Source organism: Variovorax sp. J31P207, from assembly GCF_030316965.1.
Lineage (GTDB): Bacteria > Pseudomonadota > Gammaproteobacteria > Burkholderiales > Burkholderiaceae_C > Variovorax > Variovorax ginsengisoli_B.
Window position 1 is genome coordinate 65,037 of the sequence record NZ_JASZYN010000019.1, and the last position, 21,636, is coordinate 86,672.

The window sequence follows — 21,636 nt, forward strand, 5'->3', positions numbered from 1 at the left end:
GGGGACGCAAGATGGATCGACGGGCTTTCGTTCTCGCGGCGCTGGCGTTGCTGGCGCCCGCGGCAATGGCCGGCAAGGCGCCGCCGTTGATGCTGGCCGAGGTGTACCGCCGCGGCTTGCCGCTGGCGGACTACTGGGTCAGCGAGAAGTACGACGGTGTCCGCGCCTACTGGGACGGCAAGCAGCTGTGGACCCGCGGCGGCGAGCGGATCGCGGCGCCGGCCTGGTTCATCGCGGCACTGCCGGCGATGCCGATGGATGGCGAGCTGTGGGCGGGCCGTGGCCGCTTCGCCCATGCGGTCTCGACCGCGCGCAGCGAGAAGCCGGTCGATGCCGCCTGGCGCGAGATGCGCTTCATGGTGTTCGACCTGCCCGCGTCGCCCGGCGACTTCACGACCCGGCTCGCGGTCTTGCGCAAGCTGCTGCCGATCACCGAGGCGCCCTGGATCGTGGCGGTGCCGCAACTGCGGGCGACCACCGACGAAGACCTGCAGGCGCTGCTCGACAAGACGGTGCGCATGGGCGGCGAAGGCCTGATGCTGCATCGCGGAGGGTCGCTCTACCGCGCCGAACGCAACGCCGACCTGGTCAAGGTCAAGCCCTTCGAGGACGCCGATGCGCGCGTCGTTTCCTACGTCCCGGGCCGCGGCAAGCATGCCGCGCGGATGGGCGCGCTGTGGGTCGAGACCGAGGACGGCAAGCGCTTCAAGCTCGGCACCGGCTTCAGCGACGCCGAACGCGAGAAGCCGCCGGCGATCGGCAGCTGGGTGAGCTACCGCTACAACGGCACCAACCCGAGCGGGCTGCCCCGCTTCGCGCGTTTCCTGCGCGAGCGCCCGGACCTGGGCGACTGAGCTCTCAACGAGTTCTCAGGGCCCGAGGCCGTGGCGATGCCCGCGGTCTTGTAAATCGTAGACAATCTACAAAGTGTGACCTACGATCGACGCATGTCCCCGACGCCATCGACCCAGGCTGCCATTGCACAACTGCAGGGCAACTCGCTCGCCAACCTGGTGCAGACCGAGATCGAACGCATGATCCTGGACAGCGAGATCGGCCCCGGCGAAAAGCTCACCGAAGCCGCGCTGGCCGAGCAGCTCGGGGTCTCTCGCGGTCCCGTGCGCGAGGCCTTCCGGATGCTCGAGGAGGCCGGGCTGGTGCGCACCGAGAAGAACCGCGGCGTGTTCGTGCGCGACGTACCGATCGAAGAAGCACTCGAGATCTTCGAGGTCCGCGCCGCGATGGATCTGCATGTCGGGCGCAAGCTCGCCCAGACCCTCCGGCCGGCCGAGGTGCGCGAACTGCGCCAGCTTGCCGACGCGATGGACCGCTCGGCCAAGGCCGGCAACGCGCCCGACTACCATCGGGTCAACCTGCAGTTCCACGATCGGCTGCTGGCCCTGGCGGGCAATGCCAAGCTGGTCGCCACCTACCGCAAATTGATCAAGGAGCTGTCGCTGTTCCGGCGCATGAACCTCACCGACGAGTCGATGGCCGTCTCTGCGCGCGAGCACCGCCAGATCGTCAAGGCGATCGCCGCCGGCGATGCCGAGGCCGCGGGCCAGGCGATGTACCAGCACGTGATGAACAGCCGCGAACGCACCCTGCGCAACCACGAGAAGAGCAAGATCCCAGCTTGAGGAAACCCTGTGGCATTGAACCTGGAAGATATCGAGACCCTGTTCGCGCGCCGTGGCGGCGAGCAGTACAGCGGCGAGCCGGTCACCCAGCGCGAGCATGCGCTGCAGACCGCGCTGCGCGCCGAACGCGACGGCGCCGACGACGAACTGGTCACGGCGGCCCTGCTGCACGACCTCGGCCACCTGCTCAACGAGCAGGGTGAGTCGCCCAGCCTGCGCGGCATCGACGATCTGCACCAGTACTACGCCCTGCCCTTCCTGCGCGGCGTGTTCAGCGACCGGGTGCTGACGCCGATCCAGTGGCACGTGGATGCCAAGCGCTACCTCTGCGCCACCCGCGAGCACTACCGGGCCGGCCTGTCGGCCGACTCGAAGCGCAGCCTCGAACTGCAAGGCGGCGTCTTCTCCGCCGACCAGGCCGAGCGCTTCATCGGCCAGCCCCTTGCGGCCGAGGCGGTCCGGCTGCGCCTGTGGGACGACCTCGCCAAGGAAGCCGACTGCCCCACGCCGCCGCTCGCGCACTTCCTGGCGCGCGCGCAGCGCTGCATGCTGAAGTGACGCTCGGCGCCTCGATCGTCGGCGCCGTGCTGTTCGGCGCGCTGCTGCATGCGGGCTGGAACGCGCTCATCAAGTCGGGCGGCGACAAGTCGCTCGACACCGCGCTGATCCACAGCCTGGGCTTCTTCATCTCCGTTCCGCTGCTGTATCACACCGGCCTGCCGGCGCCCGCCGCCTGGCCCTACATGGCGGCCTCGCTGGTGATCCACCTCGGCTACTACATCGCGCTCGCCGGGGCCTACAAGCACGGCGACCTCGGGCTGACCTATCCGGTGATGCGCGGCTGCGCGCCGCTGCTGGTGGCGATGGGCAGCCTGCCCTTCATCGGCGAAGGCATCTCGGCGGCGGGCTGGGCCGGCGTGGTCGTGATCTGCGCCGGCGTGGTGACGCTGGGCCTGTCGCGCTCGGCCCTGCGCGACAGCGACGAAAGGCAGCGCCGCAAGGCGCTCGGCTTCGCGCTGGCGAACGCCGCGATCATCGCGGTCTACACCGTGATCGACGGCATCGGCGTGCGCGCCTCGGGCGACGCCCTGGCCTACGTGGCCGGCCTGTTCGTGTTCGACGGCCTGCCCTACCTGCTGCTGGTGCTGTGGCGGCGCCCGGGCCGGCGGCGCGCCGCGCTGGCCTACATGGCGGGTCGCTGGAAGATCGCGCTGGTCGGCACGGCGGCGTCGCTGGGCAGCTACGGCATCGCGCTGTGGGCGATGACCCAGGCGCCGGTCGCCGTCGTCGCAGCGCTGCGCGAGACCTCGGTGCTGTTCGCCGCGGTCATCGGCACCCTCTTCCTGCGCGAGCCCTTCGGCTGGCAGCGTGCCGTCGGCACCGTGGTCATCGTCGCGGGCGTGATGACTTTGCGGCTGGCTTGACGCTGGCCACCACCGCCTGCGGCTCGGCCCGCACGCAGTCGGCGTAGTAGCGCTTCTTGCCGGTCGTCTCGTCGATGCGCCCGACCAGCCCGTGGATGTCGGTCTCGAAGCCCGGGCACTCGGTGTTGAACTCGCGCGCGAACTTGAGGTAGTCGACGATCTTCTTGTTGAAGACCTCGCCCGGGATCAGCAATGGAATGCCCGGCGGGTACGGCGTGATCAGGCTGGTCGTGATGCGGCCTTCGAGGTGGTCGATCTCGACCCGCTCGGTCTTGCGGTGCGCGATGTGGGCGAAGGCATCGCTCGGCTTCATCGCCGGCGTCAGGTCGCTCAGGTACATCTCGGTGGTCAGGCGCGCGACGTCGAAGCGCGCATAGAGCTCGTGGATGTGGTGGCACAGGTCGCGCAGGCCGAGACGCTCGTACTTGGGATGCGCCTGGCAGAACTCCGGCATGATCCGCCACATCGGCTGGTTGCGCGCGTAGTCGTCCTTGAACTGCTGCAGCGCCGTCAACAGCGTGTTCCAGCGGCCCTTGGTGATGCCGATCGTGAACATGATGAAGAAGCTGTAGAGCCCGGTCTTCTCGACGATCACGCCGTGCTCGGCCAGGAACTTGGTCACGATGCTGGCCGGGATGCCGGTCTTGGCGAACTTGCCGTTCAGGTCCAGGCCCGGCGTCACGATGGTCGACTTGATCGGGTCCAGCATGTTGAAGCCGTCCGCCAGCTTGCCGAAGCCGTGCCACTTGGCGGTGCGCGACTCGCCCTTGATGATCCAGTCGTCGGCGCGGCCGATGCCCTCGTCGACCAGCTTCTCGGGGCCCCAGACCTTGAACCACCACTCGTCCTTGCCGAACTCGGCCTCGACCTTGCGCATGGCGCGGCGGAAGTCGAGCGCCTCGAGGATGCTCTCCTCGACCAGCGCGGTGCCGCCGGGCGGCTCCATCATGGCGGCGGCAACGTCGCAGCTGGCGATGATCGCGTACTGCGGGCTGGTCGACGAATGCATCAGGTAGGCCTCGTTGAACAGGTCGCGGTCGAGCGCCCGGTTCTGCGAGTCCTGCACCAGCACGTGGCTGGCCTGGCTGATGCCGGCCAAGAGCTTGTGCGTCGACTGGGTCGCGAACACCAGCGAGTCCCGCGGCCGGACCCGGCGCTTGCCCATCGCGTGGTAGGCGCCGTAGAACGGATGGAAGGCCGCGTGCGGCAGCCAGGCCTCGTCGAAGTGCAGCGTGTCGACGTAGCCGTCGAGCATGTTCTTGATGGTCTCGGTGTTGTAGATCACGCCGTCATAGGTCGACTGCGTGAGCGTCATCACGCGCGGCTTGACCTTGTTGGCGTCGACATGCGAGAGCAGCGGGTTGGCCGCGATCTTGGCCTTGATCGCCGCCGGCTCGAACTCGCTCTTCGGGATCGGGCCGATGATGCCGAAGTGGTTGCGCGTGGGCTTCATGAAGACCGGAATCGCGCCGGTCATGATGATCGCGTGCAGGATCGACTTGTGGCAGTTGCGGTCGACCACCACCACGTCGTCCGGCGCCACGGTGTGGTGCCAGACCATCTTGTTGCTGGTGCTGGTGCCGTTGGTGACGAAGAAGCAGTGGTCGGCGTTGAAGATCCGCGCCGCATTGCGCTCGCTGGCGGCCACCGGGCCGGTGTGGTCGAGCAGCTGGCCGAGTTCCTCGACCGCGTTGCAGACGTCGGCGCGCAGCATGTTCTCGCCGAAGAACTGGTGGAACATCTGGCCCACCGGGCTCTTCAGGAAGGCGACGCCGCCCGAGTGGCCGGGGCAGTGCCACGAGTACGAACCGTCTTCGGCGTAGTCGATCAGCGCCTTGAAGAACGGCGGCTGCACGCCTTCCAGATAGCTCTTCGCTTCCCGGATGATGTGGCGCGCCACGAACTCCGGCGTGTCCTCGAACATGTGGATGAAGCCATGCAGCTCGCGCAGGATGTCGTTCGGGATGTGGCGCGAGGTCTTCGTCTCGCCATAGATGTAGATCGGCACGTCGGCGTTCTTGCGCCGCACTTCGCCGATGAAGCTGCGCAGGCTCAGCACCGCCGGGTCGAGGTCCGGGCCGACCGTGAACTCCTCGTCGTCGATCGACAGGATGAAGGCGCTGGCGCGGCTTTGCTGCTGCGCGAACTGGCTGAGGTCGCCGTAGCTGGTGACGCCCAGCACCTCGAAGCCTTCGCTCTCGAAGGCCTGCGCCAGGGCGCGAATACCCAGGCCCGACGTGTTCTCGGAGCGGAAGTCCTCGTCGATGATGACGATGGGAAAGCGGAATTTCATGGGGCAGGGCTCCGGACTGGCAAATAGGCGCGAAGTGTACGGAATTCAGATGAAGGATCCGGTCAGCCGGCCGGAGAAGTTGACGACCGGGCGTGCGCGCTCGCGTCCGGCGCCCCCGTCGACGGCCGAAATCGCCCTCTGTCACTGCTACAATCTAAGGCTCGGAGCGGTGGATGAGCGGTTTAAGTCGCACGCCTGGAAAGCGTGTGAGGGTTAATAGCCCTCCGCGGGTTCGAATCCCGCCTGCTCCGCCAGAAAAATCGTCTCCGGCAGCCTCCAACTGCCCTTCACATCGAAATGGATACGTCCTGAAAGCCCCGCATGCCGGGGCTTTTTTGTGCCTGGGGCCCGGGCGAGCGACTCCGTCCGCTTTCTCCTACGCCATCGCAAGCCCTGTGGCCTTGGCCGCGGCGCCGCGGACGGCTAGCCTTCAAGATCGGCATTGGCAACATCCGGCATGGCGCAACTCACCTACCTCGTCGAAGACAACCGGACCATCCGAGACAACCTGATTCCGGCGCTCGAAGACCTGGCCGGCGCGCGCGTGCTCGGCATCGCCGAGACCGAAACCGACGCCGCCGCCTGGCTCGCGGCCCATGCCGACGAGTGGCAACTACTGATCGTGGACCTGTTCCTCAAGCAAGGCTCCGGCCTGGGCGTGCTCAAGGCATGCCTCAACCGGCCGGCCGCACAGCGCGCGGTGGTGCTGAGCAACTTCGTCAGCGCGGACATCCGTGCCCGCTGCATGGCGCTCGGTGCCGACGCGGTGTTCGACAAGTCCAGGGATCTCGAGGCCTTCTTCGAGTACTGCACCCCATCGGATGCCGCCTGATCGCGGCCCAAGAAAAAAGGGGCCCGAAGGCCCCTTTTTCGTTGCGAGCGCGAAGCGCTCAGCGCACCACGGCGATCTGCGTGCGCGCACCGTTCTTGTAGGTGTAGAGCGTCAACGCGCCGTTCTTGATGTCGCCCTTTTCGTCGAAGGCGATCGGGCCGGTCAGGCCGTTGTACTGGACCTTGCCGACTTCGGGCAGGTACTTCTCGGGATCGGACGAGCCAGCCTTGGCCATCGCCGCTGCGAGCACCTGCACGGCGTCGTAGACGTACGGTGCATAGATCTGCACGTCGACGCCGTTCTTTTCCTTGAACTTGGTCTTCCAGGCTTCCAGCGGCGCCTTGAAGTCGCCGTCCACGCCGCCGGCTTCGGCACACACCACCATGTCTTCGCCGATCGCGTCGCCGGCCAGCTTGGCCAGTTCGCCGGTGCACAGGCCGTCGCCGCCCATGAACTTGACGTTCATGCCGAGTTGCTTGACCTGCTTGAGCATCGGGCCGCCGACGGCGTCCATGCCGCCGAAGAACAGGATGTCGGGCTGGGCGCCCTTCAGCTTGGTCAGGATGGCGTTGAAGTCGGTCGACTTGTCGGTCGTGAACTCGTGGCCGACGATGGTGCCGCCGGCAGCCTTGGCGGCCTTCTCGAATTCTTCGGCGACGCCCTGGCCGTAGGCCGTGCGGTCGTCGATCACGGCGATGTTCTTGCCCTTCAGCGTCTCGACGGCGTACTTGCCGAGCGTGCCGCCCAGTTGCGTGTCGTCAGCCACCACGCGGAACGTGGTCTTGAAGCCTTGGCGGGTGTACTTGGGGTTGGTCGCCGACGGCGAGATCTGCGGAATGCCAGCGTCGCTGTAGAGCTTGGATGCCGGGATGGTGGTGCCGGAATTCAGGTGGCCGACGACGCCATTGACCTTGCTGTCGACCAGTTTCTGGGCCACCGCAGTGCCTTGCTTCGGATCGGCTGCGTCGTCTTCGGCGAGCAGTTCGAACTTGGCGACCTTGTCGCCGATCTTGATGCCCTTGGCATTGAGGTCCTCGATCGCCATGCGAGCGCCGAATTCGTTGTCCTTGCCGAGGTGGGCGATGGCGCCGCTGGTGGGAGCGACGTGGCCGATCTTGACGACCAGGGCATCGGCCGGGGGTGCGGCGGGAGCGGGAGCGGCTGCGGTCGGTGCAGGCGCCGCGGGCGCCGCGGCTTCTTCCTTCTTGCCACAGGCCACGAGCGCGAGAGCGGCCAGGGCGACAGCAGTCCATTTCAATTGCATGGGAAACCTCCAGAACATTGATGAAGTGAGAGTTGAAAACCGGTCTTTGGATCCGGGCACAACCCTTGAGCAAGTATCGCGCCGCGGATGCGCAGCGCCCCCGCGCTTTTCGACCCGGCGCGCAGTTTAGCCCAAGGTTTCGCGTCCGAATGCTGGCGTAGACCCGGGGTTGTCCGAAAGCTCGCGGGCCAGCGCTTCGCTCACCAAAGCACGCAAAACGGCCTCGATTTCACGGCGCAGACCGGGGATCATCGTGTCGAGGTGCTGCTGAACGGCAGCTGACACGGCATCGCTCACGCGCTCTTCGAGCGACAGGTCGACGCGCTGCAGCACGCGGTGCAGCAATTGCTCTTCGAGACGGAAGGCCTCGGCCTCGGACAGCTTGGCCTCAGGACTCAGCGCGACGGCCTGCGAGGGCTCGGTCGCGGGCGCCGGCGCGGCCACGGATGCGGTCGGCGCCTCGGCGGCCGCCTCCTGCGGCGCCGGCTCGAGCACGGTCGTCAAGGTGGGCACGAAGCGCGGCGGCGTACGGGGCGCACCGGTCATAGGGCAACCTCCGTGCTTCGCACTGCGGTGCGAGCCCCCTTCGGAACGGCCGGGCGGGGGCTCATGCGTTCGCCCCCCCCGCGTAGGCATGGGTGCGGATCGCGTAGCCGCGGTCCTTGTAATGACGCCAGCGGGCGCGGCCGGCCTGGCGGTCGGCGTCGTCGCTGCCGACGATGTCGATCAGCCGCTCGAAGCGCTCGAAGCGCGCGGGCAGCTCGGCGCCGAGATTGACGAGGATCGGCCGGTCGGGCAGCGCGGTGGCGGCGCTGTCCACCAGCACCACCGGCGAACGCTCGACGATGGAGGGCGCATCGTCGCCGCGGCAGTGGGCGACGAAATCGGTCGGCGAGAGCGTCCACAAGGCCGTGTCGATCGCCTCCAGCAGGGCCGCGTCCGCCACCACCACCAGCCGCGCGCCATGGGCACTCACCGCCTTGCGCAGCAGCCGGCAGGCGTAGCCCACCTTGTCGGGCATGTTGTAGTGGCCGTCGATCTCGGTCACTTGCGCGACCGCGGCTTGGCGGCCTTCGGCGTCCTGGCGGGCGCCGCCTTGGCGCCCTGTGCCAGGAGATAGCTCAGCAGCAGGCCCACCGGCCGGCCGGTGGACCCCTTGGCGGCACCGCTCTTCCAGGCCGTGCCGGCGATGTCCAGGTGCGCCCAGGGGTAGTCGCCCGCGAAGCGCTGCAGGAACTTGGCCGCCGTGACGGCACCGCCCGCGCGCCCGGCCACATTGGCGACGTCCGCGAAATGGGTCTTGAGCCCTTCGGCGTAGTCGTCGTCGAGCGGCATCCGCCAGCAGCGGTCCTGCGACGCCTCGCCGGCCGCCTCGAGGGCGCCGGCCAGTGCGTCGTCGCTCGAGAAGAGCCCGCTGCGCACGCCGCCCAGGGCCACCACGCAGGCCCCGGTGAGGGTGGCGATGTCGATCACCGCCGCCGGCGCGAAGCGCTTGGCGTAGGTCAGCGCATCGCACAGGATCAGGCGCCCCTCGGCGTCGGTGTTGAGCACCTCGATGGTCTGGCCGCTCATGCTGGTGACGACGTCGCCCGGCTTCAGCGCCCGGCCGTCGTTCATGTTCTCGCACGAGGGCACCAGCCCGATCACGTTGATCGGAGGCTGGATGTCGCCGAGGGCACGGAACACGCCCAGCACGCTGGCGGCGCCGGACATGTCGAACTTCATTTCGTCCATTTCGGCGGCCGGCTTGAGCGAGACGCCGCCGGTGTCGAAGGTGATGCCCTTGCCGACCAGCACCACGGGCGCCTGGTCCTTGGGAGCCCCGTGGTAGTGCAGCACGATGAAGCGCAGCGGCTCGGCCGAGCCTTGCGACACGGCGGCGAAGGCGCCCATGCCGAGCTTGGCCACTTCCTTCGGGCCCAGCACTTCGCACTTCACGTTCGGCAGCTCGGCCAGCTTTTTCGCGGCATCGGCCAACATCGTGGGCGTGCAGTAGTTTCCGGGGCGGTTGCCCCATTCCTTGGCCAGTTCGACCCCGGCGACCGTCGCGGTGGCTTGGTCGAAGGCCTCTCGCAGCGCGGCCGCGTCCGGCACGCCGACGGTCAACTGGCGGATCGTGCGCGGCTCGGGCTTGGACTTGGTCTCGGTGTAGACATAGCTGGCGTCGGCCGAGGCCAGCACCGCGCTGCCCAGGCTGGCCGCGTCGGGCGCGCCGGCGAAGACGATCGCCACCCGCTTCGGGCTCGCGCCCTTGGCGGCGTTGACCGCCGCCAGGACCGCGGTCCGGACCGCAGGCGCGCCGCCGTCGCCCACGGCCGCCAGCAGCACGCGCGCCGCCGCGATGCCGGCCGGCCGGTACAGCGCGAGCAGCTTGCCGGCCTTGTCGGGCAGGTCGCCGGCCTTGCGGGCCTCGGCTGCCAGGGTGGAGAGCGCATCTTTGGCGCTGCTGGTTCCGGCGGCCACCAGCACGATGAGGACATCGGCTTTCTCGGTGGCGGCCTGGGCGATGGAGAGGGTCTTGAGTTGAAAGTCCATAATCCTTTTTTTCCCTCGACGATGTTATTCCATTCCTCTCTACGCAAGGAGCTGTCGCGCAGCTTCGGCGCCACGCTGGTGGTGCTGGTCACCATCGTGATGACGATGATGCTGATCCGCACCCTCGGACTGGCGGCCAAGGGCAGCGTGAATCCCTCCGAGGTCTTCCTCGTGATGACCTACACCGTGCTCGGCTACATGCCGACCATCCTCAGCCTCTGCCTGTTCATTTCGATCGTCGGCACGCTGTCGCGCATGTACCGCGACAGCGAGATGGTGATCTGGTTCTCGAGCGGGCGCGGCCTGGCGGAGTTCCTGAACCCGTTGTTCCGCTTCGCCTGGCCGATCCTGCTGCTGATCGCCCTGTTCTCCCTGGTCGGCTGGCCCTGGGCCAATTCGCAGACCCAGAACATGCGCGAGCGCTACGAGCGGCGCAGCGACATCGAGCGGGTCGCGCCCGGTGAGTTCCGCGAATCGGCCGGCCGGCTGCGGGTCTTCTTCATCGACAAGGACGCCCCGGACAGCGCCACCGCCAGCAACGTGTTCATCTCGTCGATCGAGCGCAACCTGCGCATCGTGACCTCGGCGCGCAGCGGCCGCATGGAAGATCTGGAGGGCATCCGCTACCTGATGCTGAGCAACGGCCAGCGCATCGAGGAGCCGCTGCAGCCGACCGGCATCAAGGTCAGCGAGTTCGAGACCTACGGCGCCCGGGTGGGCGGCCGTTCGGGCGACCCGCTGGACGTGATGCCGGTGCGCGCCCGCACCACGCTGGCCCTGCTGCGCGAGCCGAATCCGGTCAACCGCGCCGAGCTCGCCTGGCGCATCGGCCTGCTGTTCGCGGGCGCCAATTTCGTGCTGCTGGCGCTGGCGCTGTCGAGCGTCAATCCGCGCGTCGGCCGCAGCGGCAACCTGTTGTTCGCGCTGTTCGCCTTCATCCTCTACTTCAACCTGCTCAACCTGGGCCAGAGCTGGGTCGGGGCGGGGCGCTTCGGCGTCGGCGGCTTCCTGCTCTCGCTGCACGGCGGCGTCCTGGTGCTGGGCCTGCTCTGGCTCGCCAAGCGACATTTCAACTGGGGCTTCCCGACGCGCCGCGTCCCGGCGCAGCCTGCAACCACATCGCAAGCGTGAAAACCATCCGCCGCCTGATCTACGCGGAGGTGCTGAAGTCGGTCGCCTTCGTCGCCCTGGGCTTCCTGAGCCTGTTCTTCTTCTTCGACTTCGTCGACGAGCTGCAGTCCATCGCCAGTCCCGATTCACTCGGCTACGGGGCGCCCCAGGCGCTGCTCTACGTGGCGCTGCTGATTCCCAGCCACCTCTACGAACTGCTGCCGATCGCGGTGCTGATCGGCACCATCTTCGTCATGGCCCGACTGGCCCAGAGCTCCGAATTCACGATCCTTCGCACCAGCGGCCTCGGCCCCTGGCGGGCCCTGCGCACGCTGCTGCTGCTCGGGGCCGCCTTCGTGGTGCTGACCTTCGCGGTCGGCGACTACGTGGCGCCCGTGACGGACCGCGCGGCCCAGTTGCTCAAGGCCCGCTACCAGGGTCCGCTCGCGCTGATCGGCAACACCGGCGCCTGGCTCAAGGAGCGCCAGGGCGACACCTCCTTCGCGGTCAACGTGGTGTCGATGGGGCGCAACGGCATCCTGAAAGATCCCCGGATCCTCGAATTCGACGGCCAGGGCTTCCTGGTCTCGCAAACCTCCGCGCCCGGCGCAAAGGTCGACCGCGGCCACTGGACCCTGATCAACGCCGAGCGCCAGCTGTATGAAACCCGTGGCCCTGGCGCCCCGCGCATCGTCCGCACCATCGTGCCGGTGCTCGAGTGGCCGACTTCGCTGAGCAACGAGATGGTGTCGGTCGCGCTGCTGCGCCCCGAGCGCATGCGCACGCTGGACCTGTTCGACTACATCCGCCACCTCGACGCCAACGGCCAGACCGCGCAACGCTACGAGATCGAGTTCTGGCGCAAGGTCTTCTATCCCCTGTCCTGCCTGGTGATGATCGTGCTGGCCCTGCCCTTCGCCTACCTGCACTTCCGGCAGGCCGGCATCGCCACCTACATGTTCGGCGGGGTGATGATCGGCATCAGCTTCTTCCTGTTGAACAACGTCTTCGGCTACCTGGGCAACCTCGGCAACTGGTGGCCATGGATCACGGCGGCGGCACCCGGCCTGATCTATTCCGTGATGTCGCTCGGCGCCTTCAGCTGGCTGGTGCTGAGACGCTAGCGACCGAAGCGCCATGCAGACACCCCTGGGCATCGTGCTGTTCGCACACGGTTCGCGCGACGAACGCTGGCGGGCGCCGGTGGAGGCGGTGGCGCGCCAGGTGGCCGTGCTCGACCCCACGGCCCGGGTCGCCTGCGCCTACCTCGAACTGGTCGCGCCCGACCTGCGCACCGCGGTGCAGGCGCTGATCGCCGCCGGCGCCCGGCGCATCCGGGTCGTCCCGCTGTTCCTGGGCATGGGCCGGCATGTCCGCGAAGATTTGCCGCGGCTGGTCGACGAACTCCAGGCCCTCCATCCGGGCGTCGCGTTCTCGCTTCGCCCGGCCGTCGGCGAGGACCCCGAGGTGATCGCCCTGCTGGCGAAGAAAGCACTCGAATCCTGAACTTGCGGTGATTTTCATAGACCAAGAAGGCATAATGAATCCGAAAATAATACGGAATCTGTTATGAATCTTCACCAGTTCAAGTTTGTTCAGGAAGCCGTCAGGCGCAACCTGAACCTGACCGAAGCTGCCAAGGCGCTCCACACCTCGCAGCCGGGCGTGTCGAAGGCGATCATCGAGCTCGAGGAAGAACTCGGCGTCGAGATCTTCGCCCGCCACGGCAAGCGCCTGAAGCGCGTCACCGAACCCGGTCAGCATGTGCTGGCCAGCATCGAACTCATCATGCGCGAAGTCGGCAACCTCAAGCGCATCGGCGAGCAGTTCAGCGCCCAGGACAGCGGCACCCTGTCGATCGCCACCACCCACACGCAGGCCCGCTACGTCCTGCCGGTGCCGGTCGCGAAACTGCGCGAAGCCTATCCGAAGGTCAATGTGAGCCTGCACCAGGGCTCGCCCGACCAGGTGGCGCGAATGGTGATCGACGAGGTGGCCGAGATCGGCATCGCCACCGAATCGCTGGCCGACTACGCCGAACTCGTGACCATGCCCTGCTACGAATGGCAGCACGTGCTGGTGCTGCCGCAGGGGCATCCGCTGGCGGACAAGGAGCGCATCTCGCTCGAGGACCTGGCCAACGAGCCGATCATCACCTACCACCCGTCGTTCACAGGTCGCACCCGGATCGACCACGCCTTCGCGCAAAAGAAGCTGACCCCGCGCATCGCGCTCGAGGCGATCGACTCGGACGTCATCAAGACCTATGTGCGGCTCGGACTGGGCGTCGGCATCGTGGCCGAGATGGCGGTGCGCGACGACACCAACGCCGACCTCGTGGTGCGGCCGATGGGCCACATCTTCGGCGTCAACATCGCCCGCGTCGCCTTCAAGCGCAGCGCCTACCTGCGCAACTTCGTCTTCAAATTCGCCGAGCTGCTCTCCGACCGGCTCGATCGCAACCTGATCGCCAAGGCCTTGAGCGGTCAACACCAGGACTACGAACTGTGAGCCGAGCGACCGTCCGCACCCCCGAAGTGCAAACCAAGCTGCCCGCCGTGGGCACGACGATCTTCACCGTGATGTCGGCACTCGCCGCCGAGAAAAACGCGGTCAACCTCGGACAGGGCTTCCCGGACTTCAACTGCGACCCGCAACTGCTGCAGGCCGTGACCGACGCCATGGCGGCGGGCCACAACCAGTATCCGCCGATGCCCGGCATCCTTGCGTTGCGCGAGGCGATCGCAGCCAAGATCGAAACCCTGTACGGCCACCGCTACGACCCGCAGACCGAGATCACCATCACCGCCGGCGCCACCCAGGCCATCATCACGGCGATCCTCGCCGTGGTCCGGCCGGGCGACGAGGTGATCGTGCTGGAGCCCTGCTACGACAGCTACGTGCCGAACATCGACCTGGCCGGCGGCACCGTGGTGCGCGTGCCGCTCACGCCCGGCAGCTTCCGCCCCGATTTCGCGAAGATCGCCGCGGCGCTCACGCCGCGCACCCGCGCCATCATCGTCAACACGCCGCACAACCCGAGCGCCACGGTCTGGACCGAGGCCGAGATGCGCCAGCTCGAGGACCTGCTGGCGCCGACCGAGGTGCTGGTGATCAGCGACGAGGTGTACGAGCACATGGTCTACGCCGGTGCCCGCCACGAGAGCGCGGCGCGCTTCCCGGGCCTGGCGGCGCGCAGCTTCATCGTCAGCAGTTTCGGCAAGACCTACCACGTGACCGGCTGGAAGGTCGGCTACGTGGCGGCGCCGGCCGCGCTGAGCGCCGAGTTCCGCAAGGTCCACCAGTTCAACGTCTTCACGGTCAACACGCCGATGCAGCATGCGCTGGCCCGTTACATGGCCGATCCGGCGCCCTACCTGGAGCTGCCGGCCTTCTACCAGCGCAAGCGCGACCTGTTCGCCGAGGGCCTGGCGAAGACGCGATTCAAGCTGCTGCCCAGCGCCGGCACCTATTTCCAGTGCGTCGACATCAGCGAGGTCAGCGCGCTCGGCGAATCGGATTTCTGCCAATGGCTCACGAGCGAGATCGGCGTCGCCGCCATTCCGCTGTCGGCCTTCTACGGTGACGGCTTCGATCAGCGCGTGGTGCGCTTCTGCTTCGCCAAGAAGGACGAAACCCTGCAGGCCGCGATCGGGCGACTGGCCCGGCTCTGACACGAACGGTAGGAGAGTCCTGACCGCGGGAGGGGGCTGCTTCCCGCGATCGCCGCGCTCCGGGAGGCAGAGGATGAGGGCTTCAAAACATACCGCCCTAGGAGAAGTCCATGTCCCTCTCGTTGATTCTGCTGATCGTCCTGATCCTGCTGCTGGTGGGCGCGCTGCCGAGCTGGGGCTACAGCCGCAGCTGGGGCTATGGGCCCAGCGGCGGTCTTGGCCTGGTGCTGCTGGTGGTGATCGTGCTGCTGCTGATGGGTCGGATATAGCCTCCGGCTCCCGGCACACGAAAAGCCCGCTTCGGCGGGCTTTTTGCTGTCTGCCGGGCGCGGCTCAGTGCCCCAGCTGCGCCCAAAGCTTGTCCAGCCGCTTCACGCTGACCGGCTGCGGCGTGCGCAGCTCCTGGGCGAAGAAGCTCACGCGCAGTTCCTCGATCAGCCAGCGGAACTCGCTCATGCGCTCGTCGGCCGCGCCCTTGCGCTCGGCCAGCAGGCGCCAGTAGCGCTGCTCCTGCGGCCGCAGTTCGGCCAGCCGCTGGGCATCGCGCGCCGGGTCGGCGCGCAGCTTGTCGAGCCGCAGGGTGATCGCCTTCAGGTAGCGCGCGAAGTGCTGCAGCCGCGGCCAGGGCGTGTCGGCGATGAAGCGCTTGCCCACCAGCCGCTGCAGCTGCTGCGCCGCGTCGCCAGTGGCCTCGGGCTGCACCTTGGTGTCCTTGATCTTGCGCAGCGCCAGCCCGTACTCGACCAGGATCGTGCCCGCCAGCCGGGCCACCTCGTTGGCGATCAGCGTCAGGCGTCCACGTCCCTCCTCCAGCCGCCGCTTGAAGGCGAACTCGTCGGTCGGCAGCGGCTCCTGCAGGAACGCGCGGTCGATCGCCACTTCGATGATCTGCGCCCGCAGTTCCTCGGCGGTGCCGAGCGGCATGTAGGCGACCGCCATCTTCTGCAGGTCGGGGATGTTCTTCTCGAGGTACTTCAGGGCATCCTTGAGTTGCAGGGCGAACAACCGGCGCAGGCCCGCCCGATGTTTCGCGGCGGCCACGGCCGGCTCGTCGAAGACCTCGATCGTCACCGCATCGCTGCCGTCGACCAGCGCCGGGAACCCGATCAGCGATTGCGCTCCGCGCCGCACCTCCATCAATTCGGGAAGCTCGCCGAAGGTCCAGGCGGTGTAGCGCTGGCCGGCCGGCAGGGCCGGCGTCGCCGGCGCCTCGACCGCGGCTTTTGCTGCGGGCCGGGCCTGCCCACCTGCCCCGGCCTGGGCCGGCTCCGGCGAAGCCCGCACGTTGAGCCCGGCCAGGGCCTGGAACGCACCGCGCGCCTGCGTGCCCAGCTCGGCCTTCAGCGCGCCCAGGTTGCGCCCCATGCCGAGCTGCCGGCCGTGCTCGTCGACCACCCGCAGGTTCATGAAGAGGTGAGGCGCCAGCATGTCGAGCTTGAAGTCGGCGCGCTTGACGTCCAGGCTGGTCTGGTCGCGCACCCGCTTCAAGAGCGCGTCGGTCAGCGACCCGTGGCCGAAGACCTCGGGCGCCGACAGCACCTCGGTGAAGCGCGCCGCCGATTCGGGCAGCGGCACCAGCCGCGCGCGCGGCTTCTGCGGCAGGCTCTTGAGCAGGGCCTGGATCTTGTCCTTCAGCATGCCGCTCACCAGCCACTCGCAGCGTTCGTCGCTGACCTGGTTCAGCACGAACAGCGGCACGCTGACGGTCAGCCCGTCCTTGCCATCGCCCGGCTCGTGCAGGTAGGTGGCCGCGCAATCGACGCCGCCCAGGCGCACGGTCGGCGGAAAGGACTGGGTCGTGATCCCGGCCGCCTGGTGGCGCATCAGCTCGTCGCGCGTCAGGTAGAGCAGCCTGGGCTGCTCGCGCGACAGGCCGCGATACCAGTTCTCGAACGTGAGGCCGCTCGACACGTCGGCCGGCAGCTGGGCGTCGTAGAAGGCGTAGATCAGCTCGTCGTCGACCAGCACGTCCTGGCGCCGGGACTTGTGCTCCAGGCCCTCGACCTCGCGCACCAGCTTGCGGTTGGCCGCGAGGAACGGCAACTTGCTTTCCCACTGCCCGCCGACCAGCGCCTCGCGGATGAAGATCTCGCGCGCCGCGACCGGGTCCAACTTGCTGAAATCGACCCGGCGCCCGCTGTAGACCACCAGTCCGTAGAGCGTGGCCCGCTCCAGCGCCGCGACCTGGGCGCCCTTCTTTTCCCAGTGCGGGTCGAGCAGCTGCTTCTTCAGCAGGTGGCCCGCCACCTGTTCGAGCCACTGCGGCTCGATGTTGGCGATGCCGCGGCCGAACAGGCGCGTGGTCTCGACCAGCTCGGAGGCGACGATCCAGCGGCCCGGCTTCTTCTTCAGGTGGGCGCCGGGATGGCGGTAGAACTTGATGCCACGCGCGCCCAGGTAGGCCTCGTCGTCCTCCAGCTTCCAGCCGATGTTGCCGAGCAGGCCCGAGAGCATCGACAGGTGCAGCGGCTCGTAGCCGGCCGGCTGGGTGTTGATGCGCCATTTGTGCTCGGTCACGACCGTGAGCAGCTGCGAGTGGATGTCGCGCCACTCGCGCACGCGGCGGATGTTGATGAAATTCTGCCGCAGCAGCTGCTCGTACTGGCGGTTGCTGAGCTTGTGGGTGTCTGCATGCCCGCCGCGCGAATCCTGAATCCACTTCCACAGCCGCAGGTAACCGCTGAACTCGCTCTTCTCGTCGTCGAACTTCGAATGCGCCTGGTCGGCCTGCTGCTGCATCTCCATCGGCCGGTCGCGCACGTCCTGCACCGACAGGGCGCTGGCGATCACCAGCACTTCTTCCAGCGCGCCGCGCGTGCGGGCCTCGATGATCATGCGCGCGACCCGCGGGTCGAGCGGCAGCCGGGCCAGCTCGGCGCCCATCGGCGTCAGCTCGTTGGCGTCGTCGACCGCGCCGAGTTCGTTGAGCAGCTGGTAGCCGTCGGCGATCGCGCGCCGCTGCGGCGCCTCCAGGAAGGGAAAGCGCTCCACATCGCCCAGGTGCAGCGACTTCATGCGCAGGATCACGCCGGCCAGCGAGGAGCGCAGGATTTCCGGATCGGTGAAGCGCGGCCGGCCCTCGAAGTCCTTCTCGTCGTAGAGCCGGATGCAGATGCCGTTGGCGACCCGCCCGCAGCGACCGGCGCGCTGGTTGGCCGCCGCCTGGCTGATCGGCTCGACCAGCAACTGCTCGACCTTGCTGCGGAACGAATAGCGCTTGACCCGCGCCGTGCCGGTGTCGATCACGTAGCGGATGCCCGGCACGGTCAGCGAAGTCTCGGCCACGTTGGTGGCCAGCACGATGCGCCGCCCGCTGTGGCTGTCGAAGATGCGCTCCTGCTCGGCCTGGGACAGCCGTGCGAACAAGGGCAGCACCTCGGCGCTGCGCATCAGCGGCTGGTGGCTCAGGTGGCGGCGCAGGTGGTCGGCGGCCTCGCGGATCTCGCGCTCGCCGGGCAGGAAGACCAGGATGTCGCCGGCGTTGTGCGGGTCGCGCCAGAGCTCGTCGACCCCGTCGGCGATGGCGTCGTTGAGGTCGTGGTCGCGCGACTCCTCGAAGGGACGGTATCGCTGCTCGACCGGGAAGGTCCGCCCCGAGACCATGATGGTCGGCGCCGGCCCCTTCGCGGACGCGAAATGCTGCGCGAAACGGTCGGCATCGATGGTCGCCGAGGTCACGATCACCTTCAGGTCCGGCCGCCGCGGCAGGATCTCGCGCAGGTAGCCCAGCAGGAAGTCGATGTTCAGCGAGCGCTCATGGGCCTCGTCGATGATGATCGTGTCGTAGGCCTTGAGCAGCGGATCGGTCTGGGTCTCGGCCAGCAGGATGCCGTCGGTCATCAGCTTGACCGAGGCCTCGCGGGACAACCGGTCCTGGAAGCGCACCTTGTAGCCGACCACCTCGCCCAGCGGCGTCTTCAGCTCCTCGGCGATGCGCTTGGCGACCGAAGTCGCGGCGATCCGGCGCGGCTGGGTGTGGCCGATCAGCCGGCCCTTGCCCGGTGGGGCGTTCAGCTTGCCGCGGCCGAGCTCCAGCACGATCTTCGGCAGCTGCGTGGTCTTGCCCGAGCCGGTCTCGCCGCAGACGATGACGACCTGGTGGGCAGCGATGGCCTTGGCGATTTCGTCGCGCCGGGCCGACACCGGCAAGGACTCGGGGAACTCGATTCGAAGAGGAGACGAAGACAAGGCGGGCAGTTCGGGGAAAATCGTCGATTATCTTGCGCCTGGCAATTCCGCCCGACCCCCCCGCCAATGTCCACCGTCTTCAACTTCACCTTCGTCCCCTGGTTCCGCTCGGTCGCGCCCTACATCCACATGCATCGCGGCAAGACCTTCGTGGTCGCGATGGCCGGCGAGGCGATCGCCGCCGGCAAGCTGGCCAGCATCGCCCAGGACCTGGCGCTGATCCAGAGCATGGGCGTCAAGGTCGTGCTGGTGCACGGTTTCCGGCCCCAGGTCAACGAGCAGCTGCGTGCCAAGGGCCATGAGGCGAAGTACTCGCACGGCATCCGCATCACCGACGAGGTCGCGCTCGACTGCGCCCAGGAGGCGGCCGGCCAGCTGCGCTACGAGATCGAGGCCGCCTTCAGCCAGGGCCTGCCCAACACCCCGATGGCCGGCTCGACCATCCGCGTGATCTCCGGCAACTTCATCACCGCCCGGCCGGTCGGCGTGGTCGACGGCGTCGATTTCCAGCATTCGGGGCTGGTGCGCAAGGTCGACGCCGCCGGCATCCGCCGCGCGCTCGATTTCGGCTCGATGGTGCTGATGTCGCCATTCGGCTTCTCGCCCACCGGCGAGGCCTTCAACCTCACGATGGAAGAAGTCGCGACCAGCGTGGCGATCTCGATCCAGGCCGACAAGCTGATCTTCCTGACCGAGGTGCCCGGCATCGCCCAGGACCCGGCCCTGCCGATCAGCGAGGACAACCCGATCGACACCGAACTGCCGCTCGACGCCGCCCGCAAGCTGCTGGCGGCGCTGCCGCCCGCCCAGCGCCCGACCGACACCGCCTTCTACCTGCAGCACTGCGTCAAGGCCTGCGAGGCCGGCATCGAGCGCAACCACATCCTGCCCTTCTCGGTCGACGGCTCGCTGCTGCTCGAGGTCTACGTGCACGACGGCATCGGCACCATGGTGATCGACGAAAAGCTCGAATCGCTGCGCGAAGCCACCGCCGACGACATCGGCGGCATCCTGCAGCTCATCGAGCCCTTCGAACGCGACGGCACGCTGGTCAAGCGCAGCCGCACCGAGATCGAGCGCGACATCGGCCAGTACACGGTGATCGAGCACGACGGCGTGATCTTCGGCTGTGCCGCGCTCTACCCCTATCCCGAGGCGCGCACCGCCGAGATGGCCGCGTTGACCGTGTCCCCGCAATCGCAGGCCCAGGGCGACGGCGAGCGCATCCTGAAACGGGTCGAGCAGCGCGCCAAGGCGTCGGGCCTGGACAGCATCTTCGTGCTCACCACCCGCACCATGCACTGGTTCCTCAAGCGCGGCTTCCAGCAGGTCAACCCCGACTGGCTGCCCGAGGCCCGCAAGCGCAAGTACAACTGGGACCGCAAGAGCCAGGTGCTGGTGAAGAAACTCTAGGAATCAACACGATGATCGCCCGCGCCTGGTTCCGCCGGCTGCCACGATAATCGAGGACCATGAATCCCCTGCTCGCCAAACTGCAGCCCTACCCGTTCGAGCGGCTGCGACAACTGTTCGCCGGCGTCACCCCGAACCCCGCATTCGCGCCGATCAGCCTCGGCATCGGCGAACCCAAGCACCCGACGCCGGCTTTCATCCAGGACGCGCTGGCGGCCGGCATGGGAGCCCTCGCGACCTATCCGGCCACCGCCGGCGACCTGCCGCTGCGCCAGTCGTTCACCGGCTGGCTGGAGCGGCGCTATGGCCTGGCGCTGGATCCGGCCACCCAGGTGCTGCCGGTCAACGGCTCGCGCGAGGCCCTCTTCGCCCTGGCCCAGACCGTGGTCGACGCCAGCCGGACGCCGGCGCCGGTGGTGCTGTCGCCCAACCCGTTCTATCAAATCTACGAAGGCGCGGCGCTGCTTTCGGGCGCCGAGCCGTACTACGTGCCGAGCGTGCCGGCGCGCAATTTCGCGGTCGACTGGGACAGCGTGCCGGACCCGATCTGGGCCCGCACGCAGCTGGTCTTCGTCTGCTCGCCGGGCAATCCGACCGGCGCCGTGATGCCGATCGGCGAATGGGAAAAGCTCTTCGCGCTGTCCGACCGGCACGGTTTCGTGATCGCGGCCGACGAGTGCTACAGCGAGATCTACTTCCGCGACGAGCCCCCGCTCGGCGGGCTCGAGGCCGCCGCCAGGCTCGGCCGCAGCGACTTCCGCAACCTGATCGCCCTGACCTCGCTGTCCAAGCGCAGCAACGTGCCGGGGCTGCGCAGCGGCTTCGTGGCCGGCGACGCCGCGATCATCAAGTCCTTCCTGCTCTATCGCACCTACCACGGCAGCGCCATGAGCGGCACCGTGGCCGCCGCCAGCATCGCGGCCTGGAACGACGAACTTCACGTGGTCGACAACCGCGCCCAGTACCGCTCCAAGTTCGCCGCCGTGACGCCGTTGCTCGAACCCGTGCTCGACGTCCGCCTGCCCGACGCCAGCTTCTACCTCTGGGCCGGCATACCGTCATCGTGGCAGGGCGACGACGCCGGCTTCGCCCGGGCGCTCTACGCTCAATACAATGTGACGGTGCTGCCCGGCAGCTACCTCGCGCGTGAGGTCGGCGGCGCCAACCCGGGCCGCGGGCGCATCCGCATGGCGCTGGTCGCCGACACGGCCGAATGCACCGAGGCCGCGAAACGCATCGTGAACTTCATCCAGAACTGAGCTC

Annotated in this window: 19 protein-coding genes and 1 tRNA gene; 14 read left to right on the forward strand and 6 right to left on the reverse strand. The window is 67.9% G+C overall.

Going from position 1 to position 21,636, the window contains the following annotated elements; genetic code table 11:
• The first annotated feature begins 11 nt into the window (after nucleotides 1-11).
• The 4 genes from QTI68_RS36370 to QTI68_RS36385 all read left to right on the forward strand — a co-directional run bounded on the left by QTI68_RS36370 (nucleotide 12) and on the right by QTI68_RS36385 (nucleotide 3,064).
• Nucleotides 12-854: a DNA ligase gene (locus tag QTI68_RS36370; protein ID WP_286529063.1), complete on the forward strand. Its 843-nt coding sequence runs from the start codon at nucleotides 12-14 to the stop codon at nucleotides 852-854.
• Nucleotides 855-947: 93 nt separating this feature from the next.
• Entirely contained in the window at nucleotides 948-1,640 is a 693-nt protein-coding gene (locus tag QTI68_RS36375) for a phosphonate utilization associated transcriptional regulator (RefSeq protein WP_286529065.1), read from the forward strand.
• 9 nt (nucleotides 1,641-1,649) lie between these two features.
• Entirely contained in the window at nucleotides 1,650-2,198 is a 549-nt protein-coding gene (locus QTI68_RS36380; protein WP_286529067.1) for a phosphonate degradation HD-domain oxygenase, read from the forward strand.
• Nucleotides 2,195-3,064 carry an EamA family transporter gene (locus QTI68_RS36385; protein WP_286529070.1) on the forward strand — a complete coding sequence of 290 codons (870 nt, stop codon included), beginning with the start codon at nucleotides 2,195-2,197 and terminating at the stop codon, nucleotides 3,062-3,064. The genes QTI68_RS36380 and QTI68_RS36385 overlap by 4 nt, the downstream gene beginning before the upstream one ends.
• Here QTI68_RS36385 and QTI68_RS36390 read toward each other — a convergent pair.
• Nucleotides 3,027-5,357, reverse strand: coding sequence for an arginine/lysine/ornithine decarboxylase (locus tag QTI68_RS36390; RefSeq protein WP_286529072.1), 2,331 nt, complete (start codon nucleotides 5,355-5,357; stop codon nucleotides 3,027-3,029). The genes QTI68_RS36385 and QTI68_RS36390 overlap by 38 nt on opposite strands.
• 163 nt (nucleotides 5,358-5,520) lie before the next feature.
• On the opposite strand from QTI68_RS36390, the gene QTI68_RS36395 reads away from it, so the two are divergent.
• Together QTI68_RS36395 and QTI68_RS36400 are read left to right on the forward strand one after the other, a co-directional pair.
• Nucleotides 5,521-5,611: transfer RNA gene (locus tag QTI68_RS36395), tRNA-Ser, on the forward strand.
• Between the two features lie 203 nt (nucleotides 5,612-5,814).
• Nucleotides 5,815-6,189 carry a response regulator gene (locus QTI68_RS36400; protein ID WP_286529074.1) on the forward strand — a complete coding sequence of 125 codons (375 nt, stop codon included), beginning with the start codon at nucleotides 5,815-5,817 and terminating at the stop codon, nucleotides 6,187-6,189.
• 58 nt (nucleotides 6,190-6,247) lie between these two features.
• Here QTI68_RS36400 and QTI68_RS36405 read toward each other — a convergent pair whose 3' ends face one another.
• The 4 genes from QTI68_RS36405 to QTI68_RS36420 form a co-directional block, all read right to left on the reverse strand.
• Complete coding sequence (locus tag QTI68_RS36405; protein ID WP_286504432.1) at nucleotides 6,248-7,453, reverse strand: branched-chain amino acid ABC transporter substrate-binding protein; 1,206 nt, start codon at nucleotides 7,451-7,453, stop codon at nucleotides 6,248-6,250.
• A gap of 126 nt (nucleotides 7,454-7,579) precedes the next feature.
• Nucleotides 7,580-7,999, reverse strand: coding sequence for a hypothetical protein (locus QTI68_RS36410; protein WP_286529076.1), 420 nt, complete (start codon nucleotides 7,997-7,999; stop codon nucleotides 7,580-7,582).
• A 61-nt stretch (nucleotides 8,000-8,060) separates the two neighbouring features.
• On the reverse strand, nucleotides 8,061-8,501 hold the full coding sequence (locus tag QTI68_RS36415; RefSeq protein ID WP_286529078.1) for a DNA polymerase III subunit chi: 441 nt from the start codon (nucleotides 8,499-8,501) through the stop codon (nucleotides 8,061-8,063).
• On the reverse strand, nucleotides 8,498-9,988 hold the full coding sequence (locus QTI68_RS36420; RefSeq protein WP_286529080.1) for a leucyl aminopeptidase: 1,491 nt from the start codon (nucleotides 9,986-9,988) through the stop codon (nucleotides 8,498-8,500). The genes QTI68_RS36415 and QTI68_RS36420 overlap by 4 nt, the downstream gene beginning before the upstream one ends.
• Nucleotides 9,989-10,009: 21 nt before the next feature.
• Between QTI68_RS36420 and lptF the strand changes: the two genes are divergently transcribed.
• From lptF to QTI68_RS36450, 6 genes are all read left to right on the forward strand, one after another.
• Complete coding sequence (lptF, locus tag QTI68_RS36425) at nucleotides 10,010-11,119, forward strand: LPS export ABC transporter permease LptF (RefSeq protein ID WP_286529082.1); 1,110 nt, start codon at nucleotides 10,010-10,012, stop codon at nucleotides 11,117-11,119.
• Nucleotides 11,116-12,222 carry an LPS export ABC transporter permease LptG gene (lptG, locus tag QTI68_RS36430; protein ID WP_286529084.1) on the forward strand — a complete coding sequence of 369 codons (1,107 nt, stop codon included), beginning with the start codon at nucleotides 11,116-11,118 and terminating at the stop codon, nucleotides 12,220-12,222. The genes lptF and lptG overlap by 4 nt, the downstream gene beginning before the upstream one ends.
• Nucleotides 12,223-12,235: 13 nt before the next feature.
• Nucleotides 12,236-12,604 (forward strand): sirohydrochlorin chelatase, encoded by a 369-nt coding sequence (locus tag QTI68_RS36435; RefSeq protein ID WP_286529086.1) that lies wholly within the window; start codon nucleotides 12,236-12,238, stop codon nucleotides 12,602-12,604.
• A gap of 63 nt (nucleotides 12,605-12,667) precedes the next feature.
• Entirely contained in the window at nucleotides 12,668-13,609 is a 942-nt protein-coding gene (locus QTI68_RS36440; RefSeq protein WP_286529087.1) for a CysB family HTH-type transcriptional regulator, read from the forward strand.
• Nucleotides 13,606-14,772, forward strand: a complete 1,167-nt coding sequence (locus QTI68_RS36445) for a pyridoxal phosphate-dependent aminotransferase (protein WP_286529090.1) — start codon at nucleotides 13,606-13,608, stop codon at nucleotides 14,770-14,772. Before QTI68_RS36440 ends, QTI68_RS36445 begins: the two co-directional genes overlap by 4 nt.
• A 110-nt stretch (nucleotides 14,773-14,882) precedes the next feature.
• Nucleotides 14,883-15,041, forward strand: coding sequence for a DUF3309 family protein (locus tag QTI68_RS36450; protein ID WP_214685614.1), 159 nt, complete (start codon nucleotides 14,883-14,885; stop codon nucleotides 15,039-15,041).
• 64 nt (nucleotides 15,042-15,105) lie between these two features.
• Here the strand turns inward: QTI68_RS36450 and hrpA are convergent, their stop codons facing one another.
• The gene (gene hrpA / locus QTI68_RS36455) at nucleotides 15,106-18,960 is read right to left on the reverse strand and encodes an ATP-dependent RNA helicase HrpA (protein WP_286529092.1); all 3,855 of its coding nucleotides are present in this window, start codon (nucleotides 18,958-18,960) and stop codon (nucleotides 15,106-15,108) included.
• Nucleotides 18,961-19,026: 66 nt separating this feature from the next.
• Here hrpA and argA point away from each other — a divergent pair, with 66 nt between their 5' ends.
• The gene (gene argA, locus QTI68_RS36460) at nucleotides 19,027-20,373 is read left to right on the forward strand and encodes an amino-acid N-acetyltransferase (RefSeq protein WP_286529094.1); all 1,347 of its coding nucleotides are present in this window, start codon (nucleotides 19,027-19,029) and stop codon (nucleotides 20,371-20,373) included.
• A 59-nt stretch (nucleotides 20,374-20,432) separates the two neighbouring features.
• On the forward strand, nucleotides 20,433-21,632 hold the full coding sequence (gene dapC, locus QTI68_RS36465) for a succinyldiaminopimelate transaminase (protein WP_286529096.1): 1,200 nt from the start codon (nucleotides 20,433-20,435) through the stop codon (nucleotides 21,630-21,632).
• Nucleotides 21,633-21,636: the final 4 nt, after the last annotated feature.

Excerpts from the sequence above, each read along its gene's own strand:
- QTI68_RS36370 (WP_286529063.1), top strand. The coding sequence starts at position 12 with ATGGATCGACGGGCTTTCGTTCTCGCGGCGCTGGCGTTGCTGGCGCCC.
- QTI68_RS36375 (WP_286529065.1), top strand. The coding sequence starts at position 948 with ATGTCCCCGACGCCATCGACCCAGGCTGCCATTGCACAACTGCAGGGC.
- QTI68_RS36390 (WP_286529072.1), bottom strand. The coding sequence starts at position 5,357 with ATGAAATTCCGCTTTCCCATCGTCATCATCGACGAGGACTTCCGCTCC.
- QTI68_RS36400 (WP_286529074.1), top strand. The coding sequence starts at position 5,815 with ATGGCGCAACTCACCTACCTCGTCGAAGACAACCGGACCATCCGAGAC.
- QTI68_RS36405 (WP_286504432.1), bottom strand. The coding sequence starts at position 7,453 with ATGCAATTGAAATGGACTGCTGTCGCCCTGGCCGCTCTCGCGCTCGTG.
- QTI68_RS36410 (WP_286529076.1), bottom strand. The coding sequence starts at position 7,999 with ATGACCGGTGCGCCCCGTACGCCGCCGCGCTTCGTGCCCACCTTGACG.
- QTI68_RS36420 (WP_286529080.1), bottom strand. The coding sequence starts at position 9,988 with ATGGACTTTCAACTCAAGACCCTCTCCATCGCCCAGGCCGCCACCGAG.
- lptF (WP_286529082.1), top strand. The coding sequence starts at position 10,010 with ATGTTATTCCATTCCTCTCTACGCAAGGAGCTGTCGCGCAGCTTCGGC.
- QTI68_RS36435 (WP_286529086.1), top strand. The coding sequence starts at position 12,236 with ATGCAGACACCCCTGGGCATCGTGCTGTTCGCACACGGTTCGCGCGAC.
- QTI68_RS36440 (WP_286529087.1), top strand. The coding sequence starts at position 12,668 with ATGAATCTTCACCAGTTCAAGTTTGTTCAGGAAGCCGTCAGGCGCAAC.
- QTI68_RS36450 (WP_214685614.1), top strand. The coding sequence starts at position 14,883 with ATGTCCCTCTCGTTGATTCTGCTGATCGTCCTGATCCTGCTGCTGGTG.
- argA (WP_286529094.1), top strand. The coding sequence starts at position 19,027 with ATGTCCACCGTCTTCAACTTCACCTTCGTCCCCTGGTTCCGCTCGGTC.
- dapC (WP_286529096.1), top strand. The coding sequence starts at position 20,433 with ATGAATCCCCTGCTCGCCAAACTGCAGCCCTACCCGTTCGAGCGGCTG.